The 19,570-nt window shown below is 43.5% G+C and carries 17 protein-coding genes; 12 read left to right on the plus strand and 5 right to left on the minus strand.

What is annotated here, in order from left to right; genetic code table 11:
- Positions 1–82: 82 nt before the first annotated feature.
- Positions 83–2,365 carry a carbamoyltransferase HypF gene (hypF, locus tag ACO59Y_RS05330; protein WP_486131297.1) on the minus strand — a complete coding sequence of 761 codons (2,283 nt, stop codon included), beginning with the start codon at positions 2,363–2,365 and terminating at the stop codon, positions 83–85.
- Positions 2,366–2,500: 135 nt separating this feature from the next.
- Entirely contained in the window at positions 2,501–3,244 is a 744-nt protein-coding gene (locus ACO59Y_RS05335) for an SIMPL domain-containing protein (RefSeq protein ID WP_486131299.1), read from the minus strand.
- A 274-nt stretch (positions 3,245–3,518) separates the two neighbouring features.
- Here ACO59Y_RS05335 and ACO59Y_RS05340 point away from each other — a divergent pair, with 274 nt between their 5' ends.
- The 11 genes from ACO59Y_RS05340 to hycI all read left to right on the plus strand — a co-directional run bounded on the left by ACO59Y_RS05340 (position 3,519) and on the right by hycI (position 14,967).
- Positions 3,519–4,118, plus strand: coding sequence for a 4Fe-4S dicluster domain-containing protein (locus ACO59Y_RS05340; protein ID WP_486131301.1), 600 nt, complete (start codon positions 3,519–3,521; stop codon positions 4,116–4,118).
- A gap of 33 nt (positions 4,119–4,151) precedes the next feature.
- Positions 4,152–6,173 carry a hydrogenase 4 subunit B gene (gene hyfB / locus ACO59Y_RS05345; protein WP_486131303.1) on the plus strand — a complete coding sequence of 674 codons (2,022 nt, stop codon included), beginning with the start codon at positions 4,152–4,154 and terminating at the stop codon, positions 6,171–6,173.
- A 10-nt stretch (positions 6,174–6,183) separates the two neighbouring features.
- Positions 6,184–7,146 carry a respiratory chain complex I subunit 1 family protein gene (locus tag ACO59Y_RS05350; protein ID WP_486131305.1) on the plus strand — a complete coding sequence of 321 codons (963 nt, stop codon included), beginning with the start codon at positions 6,184–6,186 and terminating at the stop codon, positions 7,144–7,146.
- 12 nt (positions 7,147–7,158) lie between these two features.
- On the plus strand, positions 7,159–8,604 hold the full coding sequence (locus tag ACO59Y_RS05355; protein WP_486131307.1) for a hydrogenase 4 subunit D: 1,446 nt from the start codon (positions 7,159–7,161) through the stop codon (positions 8,602–8,604).
- A gap of 10 nt (positions 8,605–8,614) precedes the next feature.
- Positions 8,615–9,253 (plus strand): hydrogenase 4 membrane subunit, encoded by a 639-nt coding sequence (hyfE, locus tag ACO59Y_RS05360; RefSeq protein WP_486131309.1) that lies wholly within the window; start codon positions 8,615–8,617, stop codon positions 9,251–9,253.
- Between the two features lie 4 nt (positions 9,254–9,257).
- Positions 9,258–10,796, plus strand: coding sequence for a hydrogenase 4 subunit F (locus tag ACO59Y_RS05365; RefSeq protein ID WP_486131311.1), 1,539 nt, complete (start codon positions 9,258–9,260; stop codon positions 10,794–10,796).
- 19 nt (positions 10,797–10,815) lie between these two features.
- On the plus strand, positions 10,816–12,474 hold the full coding sequence (locus ACO59Y_RS05370) for a hydrogenase large subunit (protein ID WP_486131313.1): 1,659 nt from the start codon (positions 10,816–10,818) through the stop codon (positions 12,472–12,474).
- Positions 12,475–12,486: 12 nt separating this feature from the next.
- Complete coding sequence (locus ACO59Y_RS05375; RefSeq protein ID WP_486131315.1) at positions 12,487–13,134, plus strand: formate hydrogenlyase complex iron-sulfur subunit; 648 nt, start codon at positions 12,487–12,489, stop codon at positions 13,132–13,134.
- Positions 13,131–13,907 (plus strand): NADH-quinone oxidoreductase subunit B family protein, encoded by a 777-nt coding sequence (locus tag ACO59Y_RS05380; protein ID WP_486131317.1) that lies wholly within the window; start codon positions 13,131–13,133, stop codon positions 13,905–13,907. Before ACO59Y_RS05375 ends, ACO59Y_RS05380 begins: the two co-directional genes overlap by 4 nt.
- A 201-nt stretch (positions 13,908–14,108) precedes the next feature.
- Positions 14,109–14,516, plus strand: a complete 408-nt coding sequence (locus ACO59Y_RS05385; RefSeq protein ID WP_486131319.1) for a formate hydrogenlyase maturation HycH family protein — start codon at positions 14,109–14,111, stop codon at positions 14,514–14,516.
- Entirely contained in the window at positions 14,509–14,967 is a 459-nt protein-coding gene (gene hycI, locus ACO59Y_RS05390) for a hydrogenase maturation peptidase HycI (protein WP_373604318.1), read from the plus strand. Before ACO59Y_RS05385 ends, hycI begins: the two co-directional genes overlap by 8 nt.
- Before the next feature lie 35 nt (positions 14,968–15,002).
- On the opposite strand, the gene ACO59Y_RS05395 is transcribed toward hycI, so the two are convergent.
- Genes ACO59Y_RS05395 through ACO59Y_RS05405 form a run of 3 tightly spaced genes read right to left on the minus strand, consistent with a single transcriptional unit; the run spans position 15,003 to position 18,222 of the window.
- On the minus strand, positions 15,003–15,746 hold the full coding sequence (locus tag ACO59Y_RS05395) for a YdcF family protein (RefSeq protein WP_486131321.1): 744 nt from the start codon (positions 15,744–15,746) through the stop codon (positions 15,003–15,005).
- Positions 15,725–16,702, minus strand: coding sequence for a polysaccharide pyruvyl transferase family protein (locus tag ACO59Y_RS05400; protein WP_486131323.1), 978 nt, complete (start codon positions 16,700–16,702; stop codon positions 15,725–15,727). The genes ACO59Y_RS05395 and ACO59Y_RS05400 overlap by 22 nt, the downstream gene beginning before the upstream one ends.
- On the minus strand, positions 16,699–18,222 hold the full coding sequence (locus ACO59Y_RS05405; protein WP_486131325.1) for an MATE family efflux transporter: 1,524 nt from the start codon (positions 18,220–18,222) through the stop codon (positions 16,699–16,701). Before ACO59Y_RS05405 ends, ACO59Y_RS05400 begins: the two co-directional genes overlap by 4 nt.
- 577 nt (positions 18,223–18,799) lie before the next feature.
- Here ACO59Y_RS05405 and ACO59Y_RS05410 point away from each other — a divergent pair.
- Entirely contained in the window at positions 18,800–19,570 is a 771-nt protein-coding gene (locus ACO59Y_RS05410) for a glycosyltransferase family 25 protein (RefSeq protein ID WP_486131327.1), read from the plus strand.

A 19,570-nucleotide genomic window follows, 5' to 3' on the forward strand; every position in this document is an offset into this window, starting at 1 on the left:
TTAGCACCGCATTGAACGCGCGGTTTTCGGTCTTCGGCAGCGTGGCCGGAACAAGCTAAGCAAAGGCAAAAGTCGGGCTATCTTACTCGGTTCGCATGGTTTCGGCAAATTGCGCGGCAATGGCTGCTTGTCCTAAACTTAATCCGCCATCGCCCATCGGATATTGATGGCCGCTTAGTACTTTAAATTCCGTTAAATTTTCTTTCAATAAACGACGCAATAATTGATTGTGCATCACACCGCCGGAAAGCACGATGGTGCGGCAATTGTGTTTTTGCGCGTGTTTGCGTGCAAGAGTTGCAAAACCTTGTGCCAAGGTATAATGAAACGCGAAGGCTTTATCTTCTTTTGAACCTTCGTAAGCCAACCAGCTTTGCCAGAAAACGGTGAGATCTAATTTATTCTCTTTTATCGGCATTTTAACCGTGATATCGAACGTGCTTTTATGTTTGGCTAAAGGAGATTGTGCGGCAAGCGCCTCTAAATGACAGGCGGCCTCGCCTTCCCAAGAGAGTTTTTCAGCAGTAATGCCTAAGCCATAGGCCACCGCATCAAATAAGCGACCGGTGGAGGAAATTAATGGCGAATTAACTTTGCGTTCAATCGCTGCTGCAAGCGTTTGCCAAGGCAAATCAGCACAGCTTTGCGCCGCAATCTCGCGCCAATGCGGCACGAATTGTTGTAAATGCGCAAGCCAGTTGCGCCAAGGTTGAGTCGCCGCTAAATCACCGCCGGGCAATGCAACTGCGGGCAGACCACCTAAATGGCGGCATTGGACACCGTTTACCAACAAGCATTCGCCACCCCAAAGCTGTCTGTTTTCGCCCATGCCGATGCCGTCTAAGGCGATACCGATCGTTTTGTCGCAGCAATGATGTTCTGCCAGTACGGCAGCAATGTGAGCATGATGGTGAAGTATTTCCACGTAAGGCCGGCCAAGTTTTTCCGCCAAGGTTTTTCCGATTTTTGAAGAAAAATAACCTTGATGTGCATCCACCGCAATGATATCCGGCGTGAATTGGTAGATGTGCGAAAACAGCGCAATATTATTTTCTAATTGTCGTTGCACCAATTCGTTAGCGGTGTCGCCGATATGCTGGCTGACCACCGCTTTATTTTGTTTTAACAAACAGAAAGTGTTTTTTAGATCGGAACCGAATGCCAAAATATTGCGTTGATTTTGCGTGTTCAGTACGGTTTCATCCGGCACATAGCCGCGAGCGCGACGCAAGATTTCCGGGCCATCGAACGCGGCGCGGACTAAGGAATCATCGGCACGCTGTAAAATGTCGCGATTATGACAAAGATAAAAATCCGCTAATGCAGCTAATTTTTTGAGCGCATTTTCGTTATCCAAAACCGGCGGTTCGCCACTTGGATTCGCCGACGTCATGACCAAGGGTATCGCGGTTTCTCGCAGCAATAGATGTTGCAACGGGTTGCTCGGTAACATTACGCCGATTTCGTTCAAATGGGGCGCGATATTTTCCGCTAAGTTTGGTACTTTGGATTTCTCCAATAGTACTATCGGCGCGGCAACGGAAGTTAAAAGTCGAATCTCATCGTCATTTAAATTTTGAAGAAAAGCAAGGCTTGGTACCATCACGGCGAGCGGTTTGCTCGGGCGATGTTTACGCACCCTTAAATTCAGCACCGCATTGAAATCCCGTGCGTCGCAGGCCAAATGAAATCCACCGATGCCTTTTACTGCAATGATTTTGCCTTCGTGCAGTAAATGCGCGCTTTGTTTTAGCGCCGCTTCACTGTTGGCAAGGCGGTGGTTTTGATCTTGCAACCAAATATGCGGACCGCAAACGACGCAAGCATTGGGTTGCGCATGGAAACGGCGGTCGGCAGGATTTTTGTATTCGGCGGCACACTCGGGGCAGAGAGGAAAATTCGCCATGGAGGTATTTTTGCGGTCGTAGGGAATGGCTTTAATAATGGTAAAACGCGGACCGCAGTGAGTACAGTTAGTGAAAGGGTAGTGGTAGCGCCGATTGGTTGGGTCGAATAAATCTTGCAGGCAGGCGGGACAGGTAGCAGCGTCTGGCACGATTTGGGTGTCCATGGCGTTGTTTTCACTTTCGCGGATTTCAAAGCCGTCAAAGTGTGGTGGATTTTCCCAGCGTTTTTCATGCTGCTGAATGTCGGTAATAAGGGCCAGTGGTGGTAGTTTGTTGTGCAAATCGTGTAGGAATTGTTGTAACTGTTGTTTCGTTGGTTCCAGCAGGCGGATTAACACACCTTGTCCGTCGTTATTGACATCGCCATGTAGTTCGTATTTGTTCGCCAGTAACCAGACAAAAGGACGAAACCCTACGCCTTGTACTTTACCTTTGATTCTTAACTCGATTCCGTTCATATTTTTCTCGGCCAGGTTGATTTTATTAAGAGATGATAGTGAGAAATGACAGCGTAAGCGCTGATCTGAATCAAAACGATTTAAGAAAGATGGCGTGAGGGCACGCCATCCGGGGGATAAGTGTTACATTAAGATTTATTCAATGGCATATTCAATAGTGACAACCAAACGTGCTTTTTTCTCAATAGTACTGGTGTCATAACTACCGGTGTAATCGCTGCTGTCTTCTGCATCAGGATTAGGAGATTGAATGTAAAAAGGACCTTGGGAGGCGGATTTTAACACGCCCACTTTAACATTACTGGTTTTGGCAAATTCTTCTGCTCGTATACGAGCATCTTGAGTCGCTTTAGAGATTAATTCTCGTTTAAGGCTTTCTAAATTTTCTAAATAATAATTGGGATCATTAAAGCCAATTTCTTCATTGTTTGCCGCAATTTGGTGAATATTCGTTAAAGCTTTTTGTAATTTGGCCAGTTCTTTGGTTGAGAGATGGATATTTCTGGAGGCGGTGTAGCCGTTCTGACGGCGTTTCGTTTCTCCTTTCTCATTTTCATAATATTCTGTGTAAGGTTTCACATCTAATTCGGTTATTTCACGATTTTCATCGGTAAATCCTTGTGATTTTAAGAAACGCACGGCTTCATTCAAATTCTTTTGGTTCGCGGCCATTGCATCACTATAAGTTCTCCCCCAACCGCCTATATTAATTACCCATGTCCCCTGAGTGGCGGTGTAATGTTCTTCCGCTAATCCTTTCACTGAAATTGAGCCGGTTTGACGAAAATTTTTAAATTGATTACCAAGAATAAAGGCGGATGCCATTAATCCTGTCGCTAAAATGATGCCGAAAACGGCAAGGTAAGGTTTTTTGTTCATAGGTTTTCCTTTTTTATGAGAGTAAATTTGTGAGAAGAATTATATAAAAATCAGTCTACCTCTATAAATAGAATATACTAAATAAGAAATTTTATCATTAAAAAATCAATTACTTATCTTATCTAGGAATACTTAAAGAAATTTCAATATTTATGATCTCAATCAAGAAAAAGAAAGATCAAGGCTAGGCCTAATACTTTATAAGTAGTACCCTTAATTTTAAAGTGGTTATTAAGGATTTAACCACTCGCACTGTCTATAAGGGGGGGAGACTATGAATCGTTTTGTTATCGGTGATCCCAAAGACTGTATAGGATGTAACACATGCATGGCTGCGTGTAGCGAAACCCATAAAGCCTTCGGATTACAATCTTATCCTCGGTTACAAGTCATGCGCAATGACGACATAACCGTTCCAATCCTCTGTCGTCATTGTGATGACTCGCCGTGTGCCACTGTGTGTCCGGTACACGCGATAACTCATGTGAATGACACTATTCAACTCAATGAATCTTTATGTATCGGTTGCAAATTGTGCGGTATCGCCTGTCCGTTTGGTGCGATTACGCAACATGGTAGTGCGCCGATCGATGCACCTGAGTATTACGAAAGTTTCACCTTTACTGATGCAGTGAAACGGGATATTCGTACTGCTCCGGATAATTCGGAATTACACAATATGTTGGCATGGCAACCAGGCGTGAAAGCGATTGCGGTGAAATGTGATTTGTGTTACTTCCGCGAAGAAGGCCCGGCGTGCGTGCAAACCTGTCCGACGAAAACCCTGTTTATCATCAGTGATAAGAGTATTGAACAAGCTAACCTTAAAAAACGTGAAATGGCATTAACGTCTTCACCTGCTATTCCAAGATAGTTTTGTTTACTCGTTAATCAATGGAGTGAAATTATGAGTTATTCAATTAGTTTACTCGTCACGGCCCTGTTGATTTATGTTGTCGGTGCGTTTATTTCGCTCATCGTAAGTCGGAATGAACAACTTTCAATCAATATATCCGGCGTGACCGGTATACTTGGTGGAGTGTTAGGCATCGCAGCCTGCATCCCCGTTCTTATCAGCAGCGACACTGTCGTTGATGTATTCCAAACCCCATTTGAATTTGCTCGCTTCTCCATCCGTATCGACGGATTGGCTGCGTTTATGGTGTGCGTGATTTCTTTATTGGTCGTGGTCAGTGCACTTTATTCTTTCTCTTATGTGAAAGAATATAAAGGTAAAGGTGCCAGTTCCATGGGGTTCTTCATGAATCTCTTTATCGCTTCGATGGTTGCCTTAGTCACCTGCGATAATGCGTTCTACTTTTTAGTCTTTTTTGAAATGATGTCGTTGGCATCTTATTTCTTGGTGTTAACCGAACAAGATGACAACGCTGTGAATGCCGGTTTATTGTATTTCTTCATTGCGCATGCCGGTTCTGTGTTAATTATGATCGCCTTCTTTATTTTCTACTGCTATTCAGGCAGTTTTGAATTTGGCGATTTTCGACAAACCCGCCTTTCCGAACCGCTTGCCTTCACTGTGTTTGTTTTAGCTTTCCTCGGTTTCGGGGCAAAAGCGGGTATGATTCCATTACACAGTTGGTTACCAAAAGCTCACCCGGCGGCACCATCTCATGCGTCTGCGTTAATGTCCGGCGTCATGGTGAAAATCGGGATTTTTGGGATCGTGAAAGTGGGGATCGATCTCTTGGGGGCCACCAATATGTGGTATGGCGTGATTGTATTGGGATTTGGCGCCGTATCTTCTGTTCTTGGCGTGCTTTATGCCCTTGCCGAACATGATATTAAAAAATTATTGGCTTATCACACAGTAGAAAATATCGGCATTATTATGATGGGTGTCGGTGTTGGCATGATCGGCATTGCCACTCATCATCCGGTTCTTGCCACCGTTGGTTTGCTTGGTGGGTTGTACCACTTATTAAACCATGCCGTATTTAAAGGCTTGTTGTTCTTAGGCGCAGGCTCTGTGATGTATCGGTTACATACCAAAGACATGGATCTTATGGGTGGCTTAGGTAAACTCATGCCATATACCGCGTTCTGTTTCTTAATTGGTACCATGGCAATTTCTGCGTTGCCACCGTTTAACGGTTTCGTCAGCGAATGGTTTACCTATCAATCTTTATTCAGCCTCAGTCAAAGCGATGATTTCGTGCTAAAACTTGCCGGCCCGATTGCCATTATTATGCTTGCGTTAACCGGTGCACTGGCGGCACTTTGTTTCGTGAAAGTGTATGGGATTAGCTTTGGTGGTGCGCCTCGCAGTGAAAGCGCGACAAATGCCCGTGAAGTGCCAAAACCGATGGTCATTGCCATGGGCATTTTGGCGTTATGTTGTATCTTATTGGGCGTTGGTGCCTCTGTTGTGACCCCAATAATAGCGAAAATTTCCACCGCACTTGCCAATTCGGCATCAATCACGTTAGCGCATAATGGCGTGCTCGTTGCTCAAGCTGAGCCGAATACGGCGCTTTCTACACCAATGGTGACAATTATGCTGTTGGCGTTCTTCTTCCTGCCGTTCACTTACTATGCCTTAACTAAAAATCAACGGGTGGCTGCTCGCGCTAAAGGTAATCCTTGGGCTTGTGGTTATGCCTATGAAAGCCATATGGCCGCTTCTGCAGGTAGTTTTACCCGACCGTTACGCACGATCTTTAAACCGCTTTACACCTTGCGCCAAGTGTTAGATCCGGCACCATTAGGAAATAAAGGCGTTCAGGCGTTAATTAAAGGTGCAACGAATACCGAACCGTTCTGGGAAGAAAAAGTCACGATGCCGATTGGGCATTTCATTCCTTGGTTAGGACGTAAAATTCAATGGCTGCAACAAGGCGATTTCCGTGTGTATTGCGTGTATTTCGTGATTGCCTTGGTGGCAATATTGCTTTCCATTGCATTGATGTAGGAGGTCGAAAATGATTACGTTACCTTCAGAAATTGCCACATCCGCCGGAATGTTTGTCTTGGCCATTGTGCAAGCCTTGATTTTACTTGCTCTTGCCCCGTTATTTTCCGGTATTTCACGGATGATTCGTGCGCGTATTCAGTCACGCCGTGGTCCGGGATTGTTACAGGATTATCGTGACATTGCGAAATTGATGAAACGGCAAAATATTTGGCCGGATAATGCCGGTGCGGTTTCCCGCATGATGCCTTACGTGTTAATCAGCACCGTCATGGTAGTGGCAATGAGTTTGCCTTTGTTTACTCGAGTTTCACCGTTTGGAGCCAGCAGTGATTTAATTACCGTGGTTTATTTATTAGCGCTGTTCCGTTTCTTCTTTTCAATTGCTGGTTTGGATTCAAACAGCACATTCTCAAGTTTAGGTGCAAGCCGTGAAGTAACACTAGGTGTGTTGGTTGAACCGATTTTAATGTTGGCGTTTTTAGTGATTGCGTTGATTGCCGGTTCAACTAACTTTGCCGTGATTGGTACACAACTTTCAGAACAAAGTTGGCAATATCCCATTGCGACGCTGGTGGCTCTGGTTGCTGCCTTCTTCGCTGTGTTTATTGAAATGGGGAAAATTCCGTTTGACTTAGCTGAAGCAGAACAAGAATTACAAGAAGGCCCGTTGACTGAATATTCCGGTCCGTCTCTTGCCTTGTTAAAAATGGGCTTGAGCTTAAAATCCATGGTGGTTGCCGCCATCTTTGTGAGCGTGTTATTACCATTCGGCGCAGCACAGGATTTGAGCATAAGTGCGGTTGTTCTTGGCACTGTTTTCTTCTTCGTGAAATTGTTGGTGGTGTTCGTGTTAGCCAGTGTTTTTGAAAATACACTTTCCCGTACCAGCTTCATGTTAACCGGACGTTTAACGGTTGTCGGCTTCGGCATTTCTGTGTTGGCGTTTGTGTTTTACCTCACTGGATTGTAAGGAGGAAAAAATATGGAACGTTTAGCTCTGATTACAATCATTTCGCCATTTGTGGGGGCTTTTATCGTCGGCCTAACAAAAACGAATTTTGCCAAGTTAGCGACGTTTTTTGCGGCATTGACGACTGTCTGTATCAGTGCATTAGCAGGACAGTGGTATTTCAGTGGTCATCAAAGCGTGACCTATGATCTGGTGGCATTCGATCACACCGTCATTTTTGGGGTGACATTGGATGCAGTTAGCACTCTGATTGGCTTCGCGGTGGTCAGTCTCGGTTTCTTGATTTGCTTATATTCTTGTGGCTATTTAACCGATAAAAACCGTGAGCATCCACATAACGGCTTACCGCGCTTTTACGCATTTTTACTCATTTTTATTGGTGCGATGGCCGGTTTAGTGTTGTCTTCTACCTTGGCAGGTCAGTTACTGTTCTTTGAAATTACCGGTGGCTGTTCTTGGGCATTAATTAGCTATTATCAAAGTCCGAAAGCCATGGCAGCCGCAATGAAAGCTTTGATTATCACTCATGTGGGGGCCATCGGTTTATACATTGCAGCGGCTTATTTGTTCAGCCAATCCGGCACATTTTCTATCACCGCATTGGAACAGTTGGACCCGAGTGCGAAAAGCATTGTGCTCTTCGGCGTAATGTTTGCTGCCTGGGGGAAATCCGCACAGTTGCCAATGCAAATTTGGTTGCCGAATGCCATGGAAGCTCCTACACCGGTGAGTGCTTATTTGCACGCAGCATCAATGGTTAAAGTGGGCGTGTATATCTTTGCTCGTGCGGTGATGTCTGCCGGTGATATTCCATCGATTGTGGGTGAGGTGGGCATCGTTATGGCGATGATTACCTTAATTTACGGCTTTATGATGTACTTGCCGCAAACGGATTTAAAACGCTTGCTGGCGTATTCCACCATTACCCAACTTTCTTATATTTTCATTGGGATTTCTCTTGCGGCGCTTGGTTCCAAATTAGCTTTGGTTGCAGCGGTTGCCTATATTTTCAACCATGCTTTTGCAAAAAGTTTGTTCTTCTTGGTTGCCGGTTCCTTAAGTTATGCCACCGGAACCCGTTCTATGCCGTTATTGCAAGGGATCATGCGCACGATGCCTGTTGTTGGGGCGGGATTCGGTGTTGCTGCGTTAGCGATTGCCGGGGTGCCGCCGTTTAATGGATTTTTTAGCAAGTTCCCGTTGTTTGCTGCCGGCTTTGAATTAGGCAATGAGTATAGCTGGATCACGATCTTGATGGTGATTGCATTGATTGAATCTACGGCGACTTTCGTATGGTTGCTGTATAAATTCGGACAATGTGTCATTGGTCAAGCGTCGGACGCTGTTGCCAAAGCTCAGCCCATTACGCTTTCTATGCACGTTGTATTAGTTGTGCTTATGGTGATGTCGGTTTGTTCCGGTTTTATTGCTGCCTATTGGCTGGGTTTAGCAGGTTAAGGAGGAATCTATGTTAATGATTAATGGTCTTGCAAGTTTACTCATTATTACCTCTCTCTGCGTCATTATGGTAAGAACCGCCAAAAGAGCGGCAATGTTTTATGGCTTACAATCTCTCGTTTTGGTTTTGCTGTTCGTCTATCTTGCCTATGAAATGCAAGCACACGAGCTCTATATGTGGTCAATCAGCGCCTTTATTACCAAAGTTATTTTAGTGCCGGCGATTTTAATCTACGCCATGCGCCACATTGATGAAAGTCAAACCCCGGCAGGGATGAATATTGCGTGGTTGTTGCCCATCACTGCTTGCATTGTCACCTTGTGTTACTTTGTGATTATGCCGATTGACCTGCCGTTAGTGGAACATCTCAAACCGGCGCTTTCTGTGTCTTTAAGCCACTTTTTGCTTGGTTTGGTATGTATTGTGAGTCAGCGCAATATCGTAAAACAAGTATTCGGTTATTGTTTGATGGAAAACGGGTCTCATCTCACTTTAGCCTTATTGGCAAATAAAGCACCTGAGTTGGTCGAAATCGGGATTGCTACAGATGCTATCTTCGCGGTCATCATTATGGTGGTGTTGGTAAATAAAATTTACCGAACATTCCATTCATTAGATGCAAAACAACTTATGAATTTGAAGGGGTAACGCTATGTATGAACAATGGATAAATGCGTTATTAATCGCACCTTTAGTAATATCAATTGCCTGTTTTGCCAGCGGATTGGTAAAAACACAGTCATTTTGCACCGCACTTCATATTACCGGATTGATATTAACCTTTATGTTTTCTCTTATGGTGATTTCCGGGGTATTGGCGCAAGGGGAAATTACAACGTGGGGAAATTGGATTCATGTAGATAGCCTGTCAGCCATTTTCTTAGCTTTAATTAGCATCGTAGGTGGTTTGGCAGGCGTATATTCTGTTGCCTATATCAACCGTGAATTTAACGAAGGGCATATTGATATTATCGGTTATTGCCGTTACTACGGTTTCTTGCACCTGTTCTTCTTCACCATGATTTTATCGGTGACCACCAATAACCTGATTTTGATGTGGGCAGGAATTGAAGCCACGACCTTGAGCTCTGCTTTCTTAGTCGGAACCTATAAACAAAAAACGTCTCTGGAAGCTGCATGGAAATACATCATTATTTGCTCTGTTGGGGTAGCGTTCGGTTTATTTGGTACGATTCTGACTTTCGCGAATGGAACGAACCTCTTAGCAGATCCAGGTCAAGCCATTTTCTGGACAGCCGTTAATCAACAGGCTTCCGGCCTTAATCACGGTTTGATGTATCTTGCCTTTGCATTCATCTTGGTTGGCTTCGGCACCAAGTGCGGTCTGTTTCCAATGCATACTTGGTTGCCTGATGCTCACAGTGAAGCGCCAAGCCCTGTCAGTGCGGTGCTTTCTGCCGTACTGCTAAATTGCGCTATGTTGGTGGTTTTACGCTACTACATTTTGGTTTCCCAAGCCGTGGGCGACGAATATCCACAAACGCTGTTATTAGTATTCGGTTTGCTTTCCACCGGTATCGCCTCATTTTTTATCATCATGCAACATGATATTAAACGTAAGTTGGCCTATCACAGTATTGAAAATATGGGGTTAATTAGTTTTGCCTTTGGTTTAGGTGGCCCGATCGGGGCGTTTGCCGGCTTGTTACACACCATCGCCCACAGTTTAGCGAAAGCCTTATTGTTCTGTGCTTCCGGTAATATCTTATTGAAATATCGAAGCCGTGATATTCAGCAAGTCAGTGGTTTATGGCGCACCATGCCATTTACTGCCGTATTGTTTGCCGGTGGTGCATTAGCCCTAGGGGGCATGCCACCGTTCGGGATGTTTACCAGTGAATTTGCTATCGCCGTCGCAGGGATTTATGCAGGTAAAACATGGCTCATCGTTTTATGCTTGATCTTCTTGACCATTGCCCTAGCCGGGTTAACTACCATGCTGTTAAAAACCGTATTAGGTCAGCCAAAAGAGGGCATTGAAGTCGGCGAATTAAATAAATCCTCTATTGTGGTATTGGCAATTTACTTGTTGTTACTGCTCGGTATGGGGATTTATATCACCGAACCGATTTTACACCTACTTACCAATGCTGTTGGTATTGTGTTGGGACAACCTGACATCTCTTTTGGGGATATGCTGGTTTTACCTTGGCAAAGTTTAGCGAAATGATCGACATGAGGGGGAAAAAATGGAATTAACGAAAAATACATCCGTCGATCCGAGCAAAATGCTTGGCAAAAATTATATTGAAGCAGTGAATGCAAAATTTCCAAATACCATTTTGGACGAGGAGTGGTCAACACCGAATCAGGTTACGCTTACCATCAAAACGAACATGTTGCCTGATGTTGTGGAATACCTTTACTACCAACATGATGGCTGGTTGCCATTGGTATTTGGCAATGATGAACGCTCTATTCATGGTAATTATGCGGTGTACTATGTGCTTTCCATGGAAGGGGAAGTAAAAACCTTTGTCACCATAAAAGCCTTGGTCGATCCCGTGACCTTAGAATTTCCGTCTGTGACGCCAAGAGTGAAAGCGGCTGTTTGGGGGGAACGTGAATTATTTGATATGTATGGTTTGAAAGCGGTCGGATTACCTGATCAGCGTCGCTTGGTGTTGCCGGACGATTGGCCGGAGGATCTTTATCCGTTGCGTAAAGATTCCATGGATTATCGTTTACGCCCGGATCCGACAACGGCAACGGAAACTTATGAATTTATTAACGAAAAAGGCGAAGCGCGTATTGTACCGATTGGTCCGTTACATATCACCTCCGATGAACCGGGACACTTCCGTTTATTTGTCGATGGGGAAGATATTATCGACGCAGACTATCGCTTGTTCTATGTGCATCGCGGCATGGAAAAACTGGCAGAAACCCGCATGGATTACGACCAAGTCAACTTCCTTGCCGACCGTGTGTGTGGGATTTGTGGTTTTACCCATAGTGTTGCCTATGCTAATTCGGTGGAAAGTGCCTTGGGCATACAAATTCCACAGCGCGCCCAGTGGATTCGCGCTATTTTGTTAGAAGTGGAACGGTTACACAGCCATTTATTGAACTTAGGCCTTTCTAGCCACTTTACCGGTTTTGATACCGGCTTTATGCAATTTTTCCGAGTGCGGGAAAAATCCATGACCTTGGCTGAAGTCCTTACCGGTGCCCGTAAAACATATGGTATTAACCTCATTGGTGGAGTGCGCCGCGACATGCTGAAACATCAACGGGAGCAGTGTATCAAGTTGATTGGGGAAATGCGTGAAGAAGTTAAAACCTTGTCGGAGATTTTGTTGAACACGCCGAATATGGAACAGCGTACTGTTGGCGTAGGGATCTTAGCCAAAGACATTGCGCGTGATTTCAGCCCGGTGGGTCCGATGATTCGTGGTTCCGGTTTTGCTCGTGATGTGCGTAAAGTGCATCCTTTCTCCGGTTATGGCGATGTGCCGTTTAATTTGTTCACTGAAGCTAATGGCGATGTGTTATCCCGCGTGAAAGTACGGATTAACGAAGTGTTTGAATCCATGAATATCATTGATTACATGGTGGATAACCTGCCTAGTGGCGACATCTTAAAAGAAGGTTTCAATTATACGCCGGGGCGTTTTGCGCTAGGAATTACCGAAGCACCACGTGGCGAAGATATTCACTGGTCAATGCTGGGCGATAACCAAAAACTGTTCCGTTGGCGCTGTCGTGCAGCAACCTATGCTAACTGGCCAACCTTACGTTATATGTTGCGTGGCAATACCGTCTCTGATGCGCCGCTCATCATTGGTAGTCTTGACCCTTGCTATTCTTGTACCGGTATTGAACGTAAGAATTCACCATTGAAATAAGGGAGGCGGAAGATGTTTAAGTTACTTAAAACGGTATTTAAAGCCGGTGACGTTACCACGAAATACCCGTTCAAACCTTATGAAGTGGATGACGATTTTAGAGGAAAACCGGAGCTTAATTCCGATCAATGTATTGTCTGTGCCGCTTGTACCATGGCTTGTCCATCAAATGCATTGACGATGCGCACCGATCCGGTCAGTGGTGAACGGACTTGGTCACTTTTCTTGGGGCGTTGTGTTTTCTGTGGCCGTTGTGAAGAAGTTTGCCCAACTAAAGCAATTCATTTAACACAGGATTTTGAATTATCAGTCACCAACAAACAGGATCTTTATCAAGAAACGACCTTTGCGACGGTTAGCTGCCAGCATTGTGGTAAACCGTTTATTTCTTATAAAGAACTAAATTACACCATTGATTTATTCAAACAAACGTTGGATGACCCACAATTAGTGAAACAAAAATTGGAAGTATTGCATACTTGCCCGGTGTGTAAGCGTCAAGACAGTTTGGAGAAAACCGCCAATATGGAATCCAATATGCGGATGAAATTGATCGATTTTAAAGAGCCGGTTCGCTTGAATTTCAAACAAATGGTTGAGCAACGGGAAGAAAGTGCGGTGCAAAATTCAAAAGTTTTAGCAGGAGGCGAAAAACGATGAATACACAAATTCCAATGCCGGTAAACGGTATTTCAACGCCATTCAGCGTTGATGAAAATATTGCCAGTATGAAAAAAACGTTGTTGAAGAATATTCAACGTTCGGCGTATGTGTACCGTGTGGACTGTGGCGGTTGTAATGGTTGTGAAATCGAAATTTTTAGTACTATCACACCGGTTTTTGATGCAGAGCGTTTTGGGATCAAAGTAGTGGCATCGCCTCGTCATGCGGATATTTTATTATTCACCGGTGCTGTTACCCGTGCCATGCGTACTCCGGCGATGCGTGCTTACCAAGCAGCGCCAGATCCAAAAATCTGTATTTCTTACGGGGCTTGCGGTTGCGGCGGTGGGATTTTCCACGACCTTTATTGTGTTTGGGGCGGCAGTGATCAAATCGTGCCGGTTGATGTGTACATCCCAGGCTGTCCCCCAACTCCGGCAGCAACCATTTATGGTTTTGCTATGGCGCTGGGGTTGCTCGATCAAAAACTCAAAGGTAAGCAAGAGACAGCGGATCCGCATGTCGAGGCTAAATTACGTTTTCCAACGATTCCGTTGGATTTACGTATCAGCTTAGAACGGGAAGCCCGTCGTCTTGCCGGTTATCGCCAGGGCGGCAACATTGTCGATCAATTCATGGCGATGATGACGGAAGAAGACAAAGTTCCGTTTGGCGTGCGCTTGGGTGAATACTTGGAACGTGAAGCGGATCCGCGTTTAGCGGAAATTATGAACCGCTTACATTCTATTAGTTTGCCGTTTTCCGGTTAGTTATGGTTTCTATTTTTGTTTATGGAACAGCGCCCCAAGCGTGTTCAATGCGGTGCTGATTCGTTACTTCGTTGTAATCTTCTAGGTTTGCCATATAACTAGCGTTCAATGCGGTGCTAATTTGATGTTCCGTTGTCGCCTTGTTTGAGGGTTGAAGGATTACGTAGTAATGGAAGGCAAGAAACTTTATAAGGCTGTGTTATGACTACAAAAGTGATTTTTTATCTGTTAAATCAACGTTTCGTCGAAAACGATAAACAAGTGCCGGAACAGGCGCAGCAAGTTATGTATTATTCCCTGGCGATTGGTCACCATGTGGGCGTGATTGATTGCTTTAAAAAGTTGTTAATTTGCGACTATGACGATTATCAACATTTTGTCCAAAGTTTTCCGGAAGGAGAGGCAAGACGTAAATTCGCCGGTCTTATGAAATTTGGTGAAATCGTGATTGATTCCAGCCATGTGAATTTATTGGCGAAAGCGATGGATGAAAATAAAGCGAATTTTGCGCCGCAATATCAACAGTGGGTGGAAATTTTAATGGATACGCTGGCTTCCATTCAACGCGAGCCGGTGATGTATATTATGGTGAAACGTCGTGATGAATAATAACCTCATTTTGACTGTCGGCAATAGCATGATGGGTGACGACGGCGCGGGGCCTTATTTCGCGCAACTTTGTCGCCAAGTGCCGTTGCCGAATTGGACCGCATTGGACGGCGGTACAACGCCGGAAAATTTTGTTCATCAAATTCGAGCAATGAAACCTGAACGGTTAATGATTTTTGATGCGACGGAAATGGAACTGCCACCCGGCAAAATTCGACGAATAGATAAAGACGCCATCGCAGAAACGATTTTCGTCAGCACTCATACCTTACCTTTAAATTTTCTGATTGAACAACTGGAAGACGAGATTAACGAAGTGCTGTTTATCGGCATTCAGCCTGACCTCGTTGCTTTTGGCTTTCCAATGACACACGCGGTGAAAAGTGCAGTCGAGTTTTTCTATGATTTTTTGAAGAATAACGGTGACTTATCAGAAATTTCCCTATTTTGAGCAAAATGAAAAGCCTCTAAGAAGAGGCTTTAAATTTATTTTTCTTTCCAATATCCAATCCATTCTTTCAGCAATTGCATATTTTTTGCCAGTGCGCCGCCTTGAGGAATAAAATGCATCATATTTAACCTGTATTCTTGCGGTGTAATACCTTCCCCGACACTTGCCGGCATCACCACAAAACCTTGTTGTTCAAATAAGAGTTTTGCGCGCTGCATATGCCACTCGTTTGTCACCAAAATAATTTTACGAATTCCTTCTTTTTCCAATATTTGCTTAGTGAATAAGGCGTTTTCTTTTGTTGTGAGTGCTTTCGGCTCAATCCATTTGGTCGGAACATTGAAAAAGTTTTGTAATTCCTCCGCCGCGACTTTAGCTTCAATTGCACCGGTCGGGCTGGCGCCGGTAATTAACAGCGGAAGTTTGGTTTCTTTTTGCAAATAAGCAGCGTAACGCAACCGTTCCAACTGAACCGCATTGGAGGCAAGAGGGGCATAAAGTTCTTGGCTGTCACGTAAACCGCCGCCGAGCAAAACGATCGCTTGCGCTTGTTTATAGTCATCAAGATTAAGATGCGCTTCGATTGTCAGGCTATCTTTTAGCGTTTGTGCGGTAAAAGGAATACTTAATATATAGAGTAGGGCTATCCCTAATGCAGTTGAAATTCGGCTTAATTTTTTGAAGTTTAATTTTGCCAGAATCAGCGCCGCAATCCATAAAATCAAAATATTAAACGGCGGTAGGAGCATTGCGGTGATTAGTTTTTTGAGTTCAAACATGATTTATCCAATTCAACAAAGTTTATATTTTTCGTCCATAGTTTGGCATAGCTTAAATTTTTGCCGTAAGCGTTATCGCAAACGCAGTTTGGAATGTCCAGTAAGCAGGAAAAAATATGCCCGTGCAAACGGGTTGTGGTGATGTACTCGTTTTGCAAAAACACATTTGCCGCACGATTGATAATGCGTTTGGTATAGGCAAACCAGAATTGATGGCAAAGATCTTTTAACCAACCCCGGTTTTGTTTATTGGCGAATTTGTTCAAACGCCAACTTAGCGCCAACACGATATTGTCTATATCGGAAAGAATATCGTCCCAGTCTTTAATATTGGCATTTTCCGGTAAGGCGGCCAAAATATTTTTTTCTATTTCGCTAGCCTCGATATCCTTGCGCAAAAAATAAAGCCGTTTGCCAGAGCTGTTCGACTTTATCGGTAAGGCTCCGTAAAGTTCGTGCGCCATATCGGGAAATAAATGTACGTTCGGTGAAAATTGTTTGAATGCTTTCGCGGTGCGAGTATCGCGGGCTAATAAATGGCAGTCGGCATGTTTTCGGAAAAACGCCACGGATTTTTCAAGATTTTTTTCATCTTTAAAATACAGCGTTTGCGGCAAAACGATAATTCGATTATCCGGAAAATGTTTTACCATTTCTTCACGAAGTTTTTGGTGTTGCAAATAAAGATCACCAAAGTTGCCGCCACCGTGTAATAAAATCGTGGTATTCGGTGTGATTTTTCGTTTTATTTCATTAATATTCATATCGTATTCGCTGCGCCTTAATCTCACTTTAATGCGGTGCCGTTTAAAGAACTGCTCCGTTCCATGATAAATCAATAAATCGCCAACGTTTAAATGCAACGGATAATCAAAGTAAAACACATCGTTTTTATCTTTGATTAAATCTGCAATCGGAGCAAGTTTTTGTTTTAAAGAAACGAGTGTTGGATTCATTTTTTTACCTTTTTCAAAATATAGCCGAATAAGAAATTTTTTTCCGCGCGATTTAAGCCGAAGATTATAATTACGGCGATTAATAGCGCTTCTAATAAAATTGCTTCCGCCACAAATTCAAAGAATGAATAATAACGTTGGGTATCCGATAAATAAATGAGCCCGAGTAACAAGACGAAAATCATACCGATATTGAACAAATAGGTAACAAATTCCATTCGACTAAATTTAATTTTTTTATTAATAAAATAGAAACGATAGATTTGCATTGAAAGCGCAGTGAAAAATTTGCCGATAAAGGCGTAAACCGGACTATAACCTAGGCTAAATAAATAGTAGGCGAGCGGCACTGTGCAAAGATCAATTATTGCTAAAATAATATTGTATTGTTTGATACCGCTTGAACCAATGGCCAATGCGGTCATCCAGAAAGAGCCGGCCATAGCGCTGATCAGTGAACATAGCAAAGTGGCTTGTACTAATTGATCGGCATAGCGCGGAACATGCTCGCCAAGCCAAAAGGTAAGCAAGGTATGGCTAAAATAAAATACCGGAGCGGCTAAAATCGCGATTAAATAAAAGGAATATTTTGATGTACTGAGAATCAGCTTTTTATTGCGTTCATAATCTTGTGCCGCATAAGACTGCACTAATTGCGGGTTAAATGCGACTTGGAAATTATTTACGAAACTATACACGGCGGTATCCACTTGTGTAGCAATACCCACTGCCGCATTCACAGTGACGCCGAAAAACAGATTGGTTACCATATTCAAGCCTTGCGTGGAACCTACATAACCCGCCTGTCCGAGTAACATCCAACCTGAAAAGCTTGCCATTTCTTTAGTTTTGTTTAGATCTTTTTGGAAATTAAAGCGGGTTTCCGCGTAAAAAGTACGGCGTGTAAAACTAAAATATAGTGAGAAAACAGATACGCTGACACAAAGTAATAACCAACTGTACGAAATCAATTTATCGTATTGTTCGATTTGCATCAAAATCAAGACGGCGGAAAGTTTGAATGCGGTTTCCGCCAAACCAAGCCAGGCGTAAAAAGACATGCGCTCATGAGCTACAATCATCGCGTTAAAAGGCACTTTAAGGATATCAATCAGTCCAATGACTAACGCAGCTTGATACATCATATTGGCAGCATGGAGGCGTTCTGCAGGAATAATTAATTGATGATTTAAAAACCAAAGCCCTACAGTTTCAGCTAATACCGCCACGACAAACATAATAAATAGGTGGTTGAGGATGCTGATATTAAACACCTTATTTACGCGAGCGGTATCGTTTGAGGCTTTTTCCACATTAATAAAACGCTGGGTGGTCGCTGTCATGGTGCCGTTAAAGAAAGAAAACAAAATCACCACACCCATCACAATGTTATAAATTCCGAAATCCTCCACCCCCAATACGCGTAATACGACACGCGAAATATAGAGCATCGCCCCCATGTTAAAGAACATACGGATGTAAAGAAACAGTGTGTTTTTAGCAATGGTTTTGTTAGACATTACGGATGACTTTTACCTGAAAATTGGTGGAGGATTATAGTTTTGTTCGTAATTGCGAACAAGTGGGCATAGACATTTTGACAGGGTTCTTACCGATAAATTGAAGTTGTTCACTCTAGTGCTATTTTTATTGACGCAATCTAAAAGGAACGATAAGGCAACGTGCCCATATTATTGATGATAAGAAGCCCATTTATAAATTAAAAATTGCTCGCACACTTGATATGAATCATGATGGCAAGCTCGGTTTTGCTGATGTGCAACGCATCTCGCTTCAACAATGGAAAGGATAGTTGTTCTTATCAAAACACGATTCTGTACTGCCCAACGAGCACCGCATTGGAACGGCCTCCAATGCGGTGCTATTTTGAATTGAGACTGTTACCTTCGCTCAGCCCGAAAAGCATAATTTAGGCTTGGAGCGATCGTAGCATCATTTCGTTTTTTAAGCGCACTTCTCTTCACAAACCTCATGCCAAGATTGTTTATCTTTAGTATAATTGGCCGTCACTTCTTTCTATGAAGTGATTTTTTATTTCCTTAATCAAGTAGCGAAAAAAATTTAACCGAGCTAATAATGAATAAGTATTTAATTTCTCTTGATAAAGACAATCGACGTCGCGAACTGTTTTTTTCTCAGAAGAATACGGCGGATTTTCGAGTATTTTCCGCGATTAATACCATGCAAGTCGAATGGAATGAACTTGCCGAACAGTTCGATTTGGCACAATTTGAACGACATTACGGGCGTAAGGTGACCAAAGGCGAGATTGGTTGTACTTTAAGTCATCTCAATGTGTACCGCTTAATTGTGGAAGATGATGCGGTGCTCGAAGATGATTACGCGTTGGTATGCGAAGACGATGCATTGTTTGCAGCGAATTTTCAGCAAAATTTGACGGCGCTTTTAGCTTCGGATTGCTCGGTGCCGATTTTGCTTATCGGCCAGTCCAAAATTGCCGATTTTCATGCGGGCGAATTGGAAATTAATTATCCGATCGCCTTTTCTTTCTTGTGCCGGAAGGCGGGCGAAGTCCGTTATGCGTATCCGTACAAAAGTTATTTTGCCGGCACGGTAGGGTATTTGATCAAAAAATCCGCTGCGCGCGCTTTTTTAAAACGACTTGAAGCGGAGAAACCGTTTTGGCTGGCTGATGATTTTAGGTTATTTGAAACGAAATTTGCCGTATCTAATCAAGTGGTGCGCCCGCTAATGGTGATCGAAAATCCGCAATTAGTCAGTAATCTCGAAGCCGTTCGCGGTTCGCAGGCCAATAATTTGGTGAAAAAATTGTTGAAATATCCGCTTAAAAAACTGATGGCGATTCGAAGAAATTTAGGAAAGTAA

It is taken from the genome of Rodentibacter sp. (assembly GCF_057314195.1).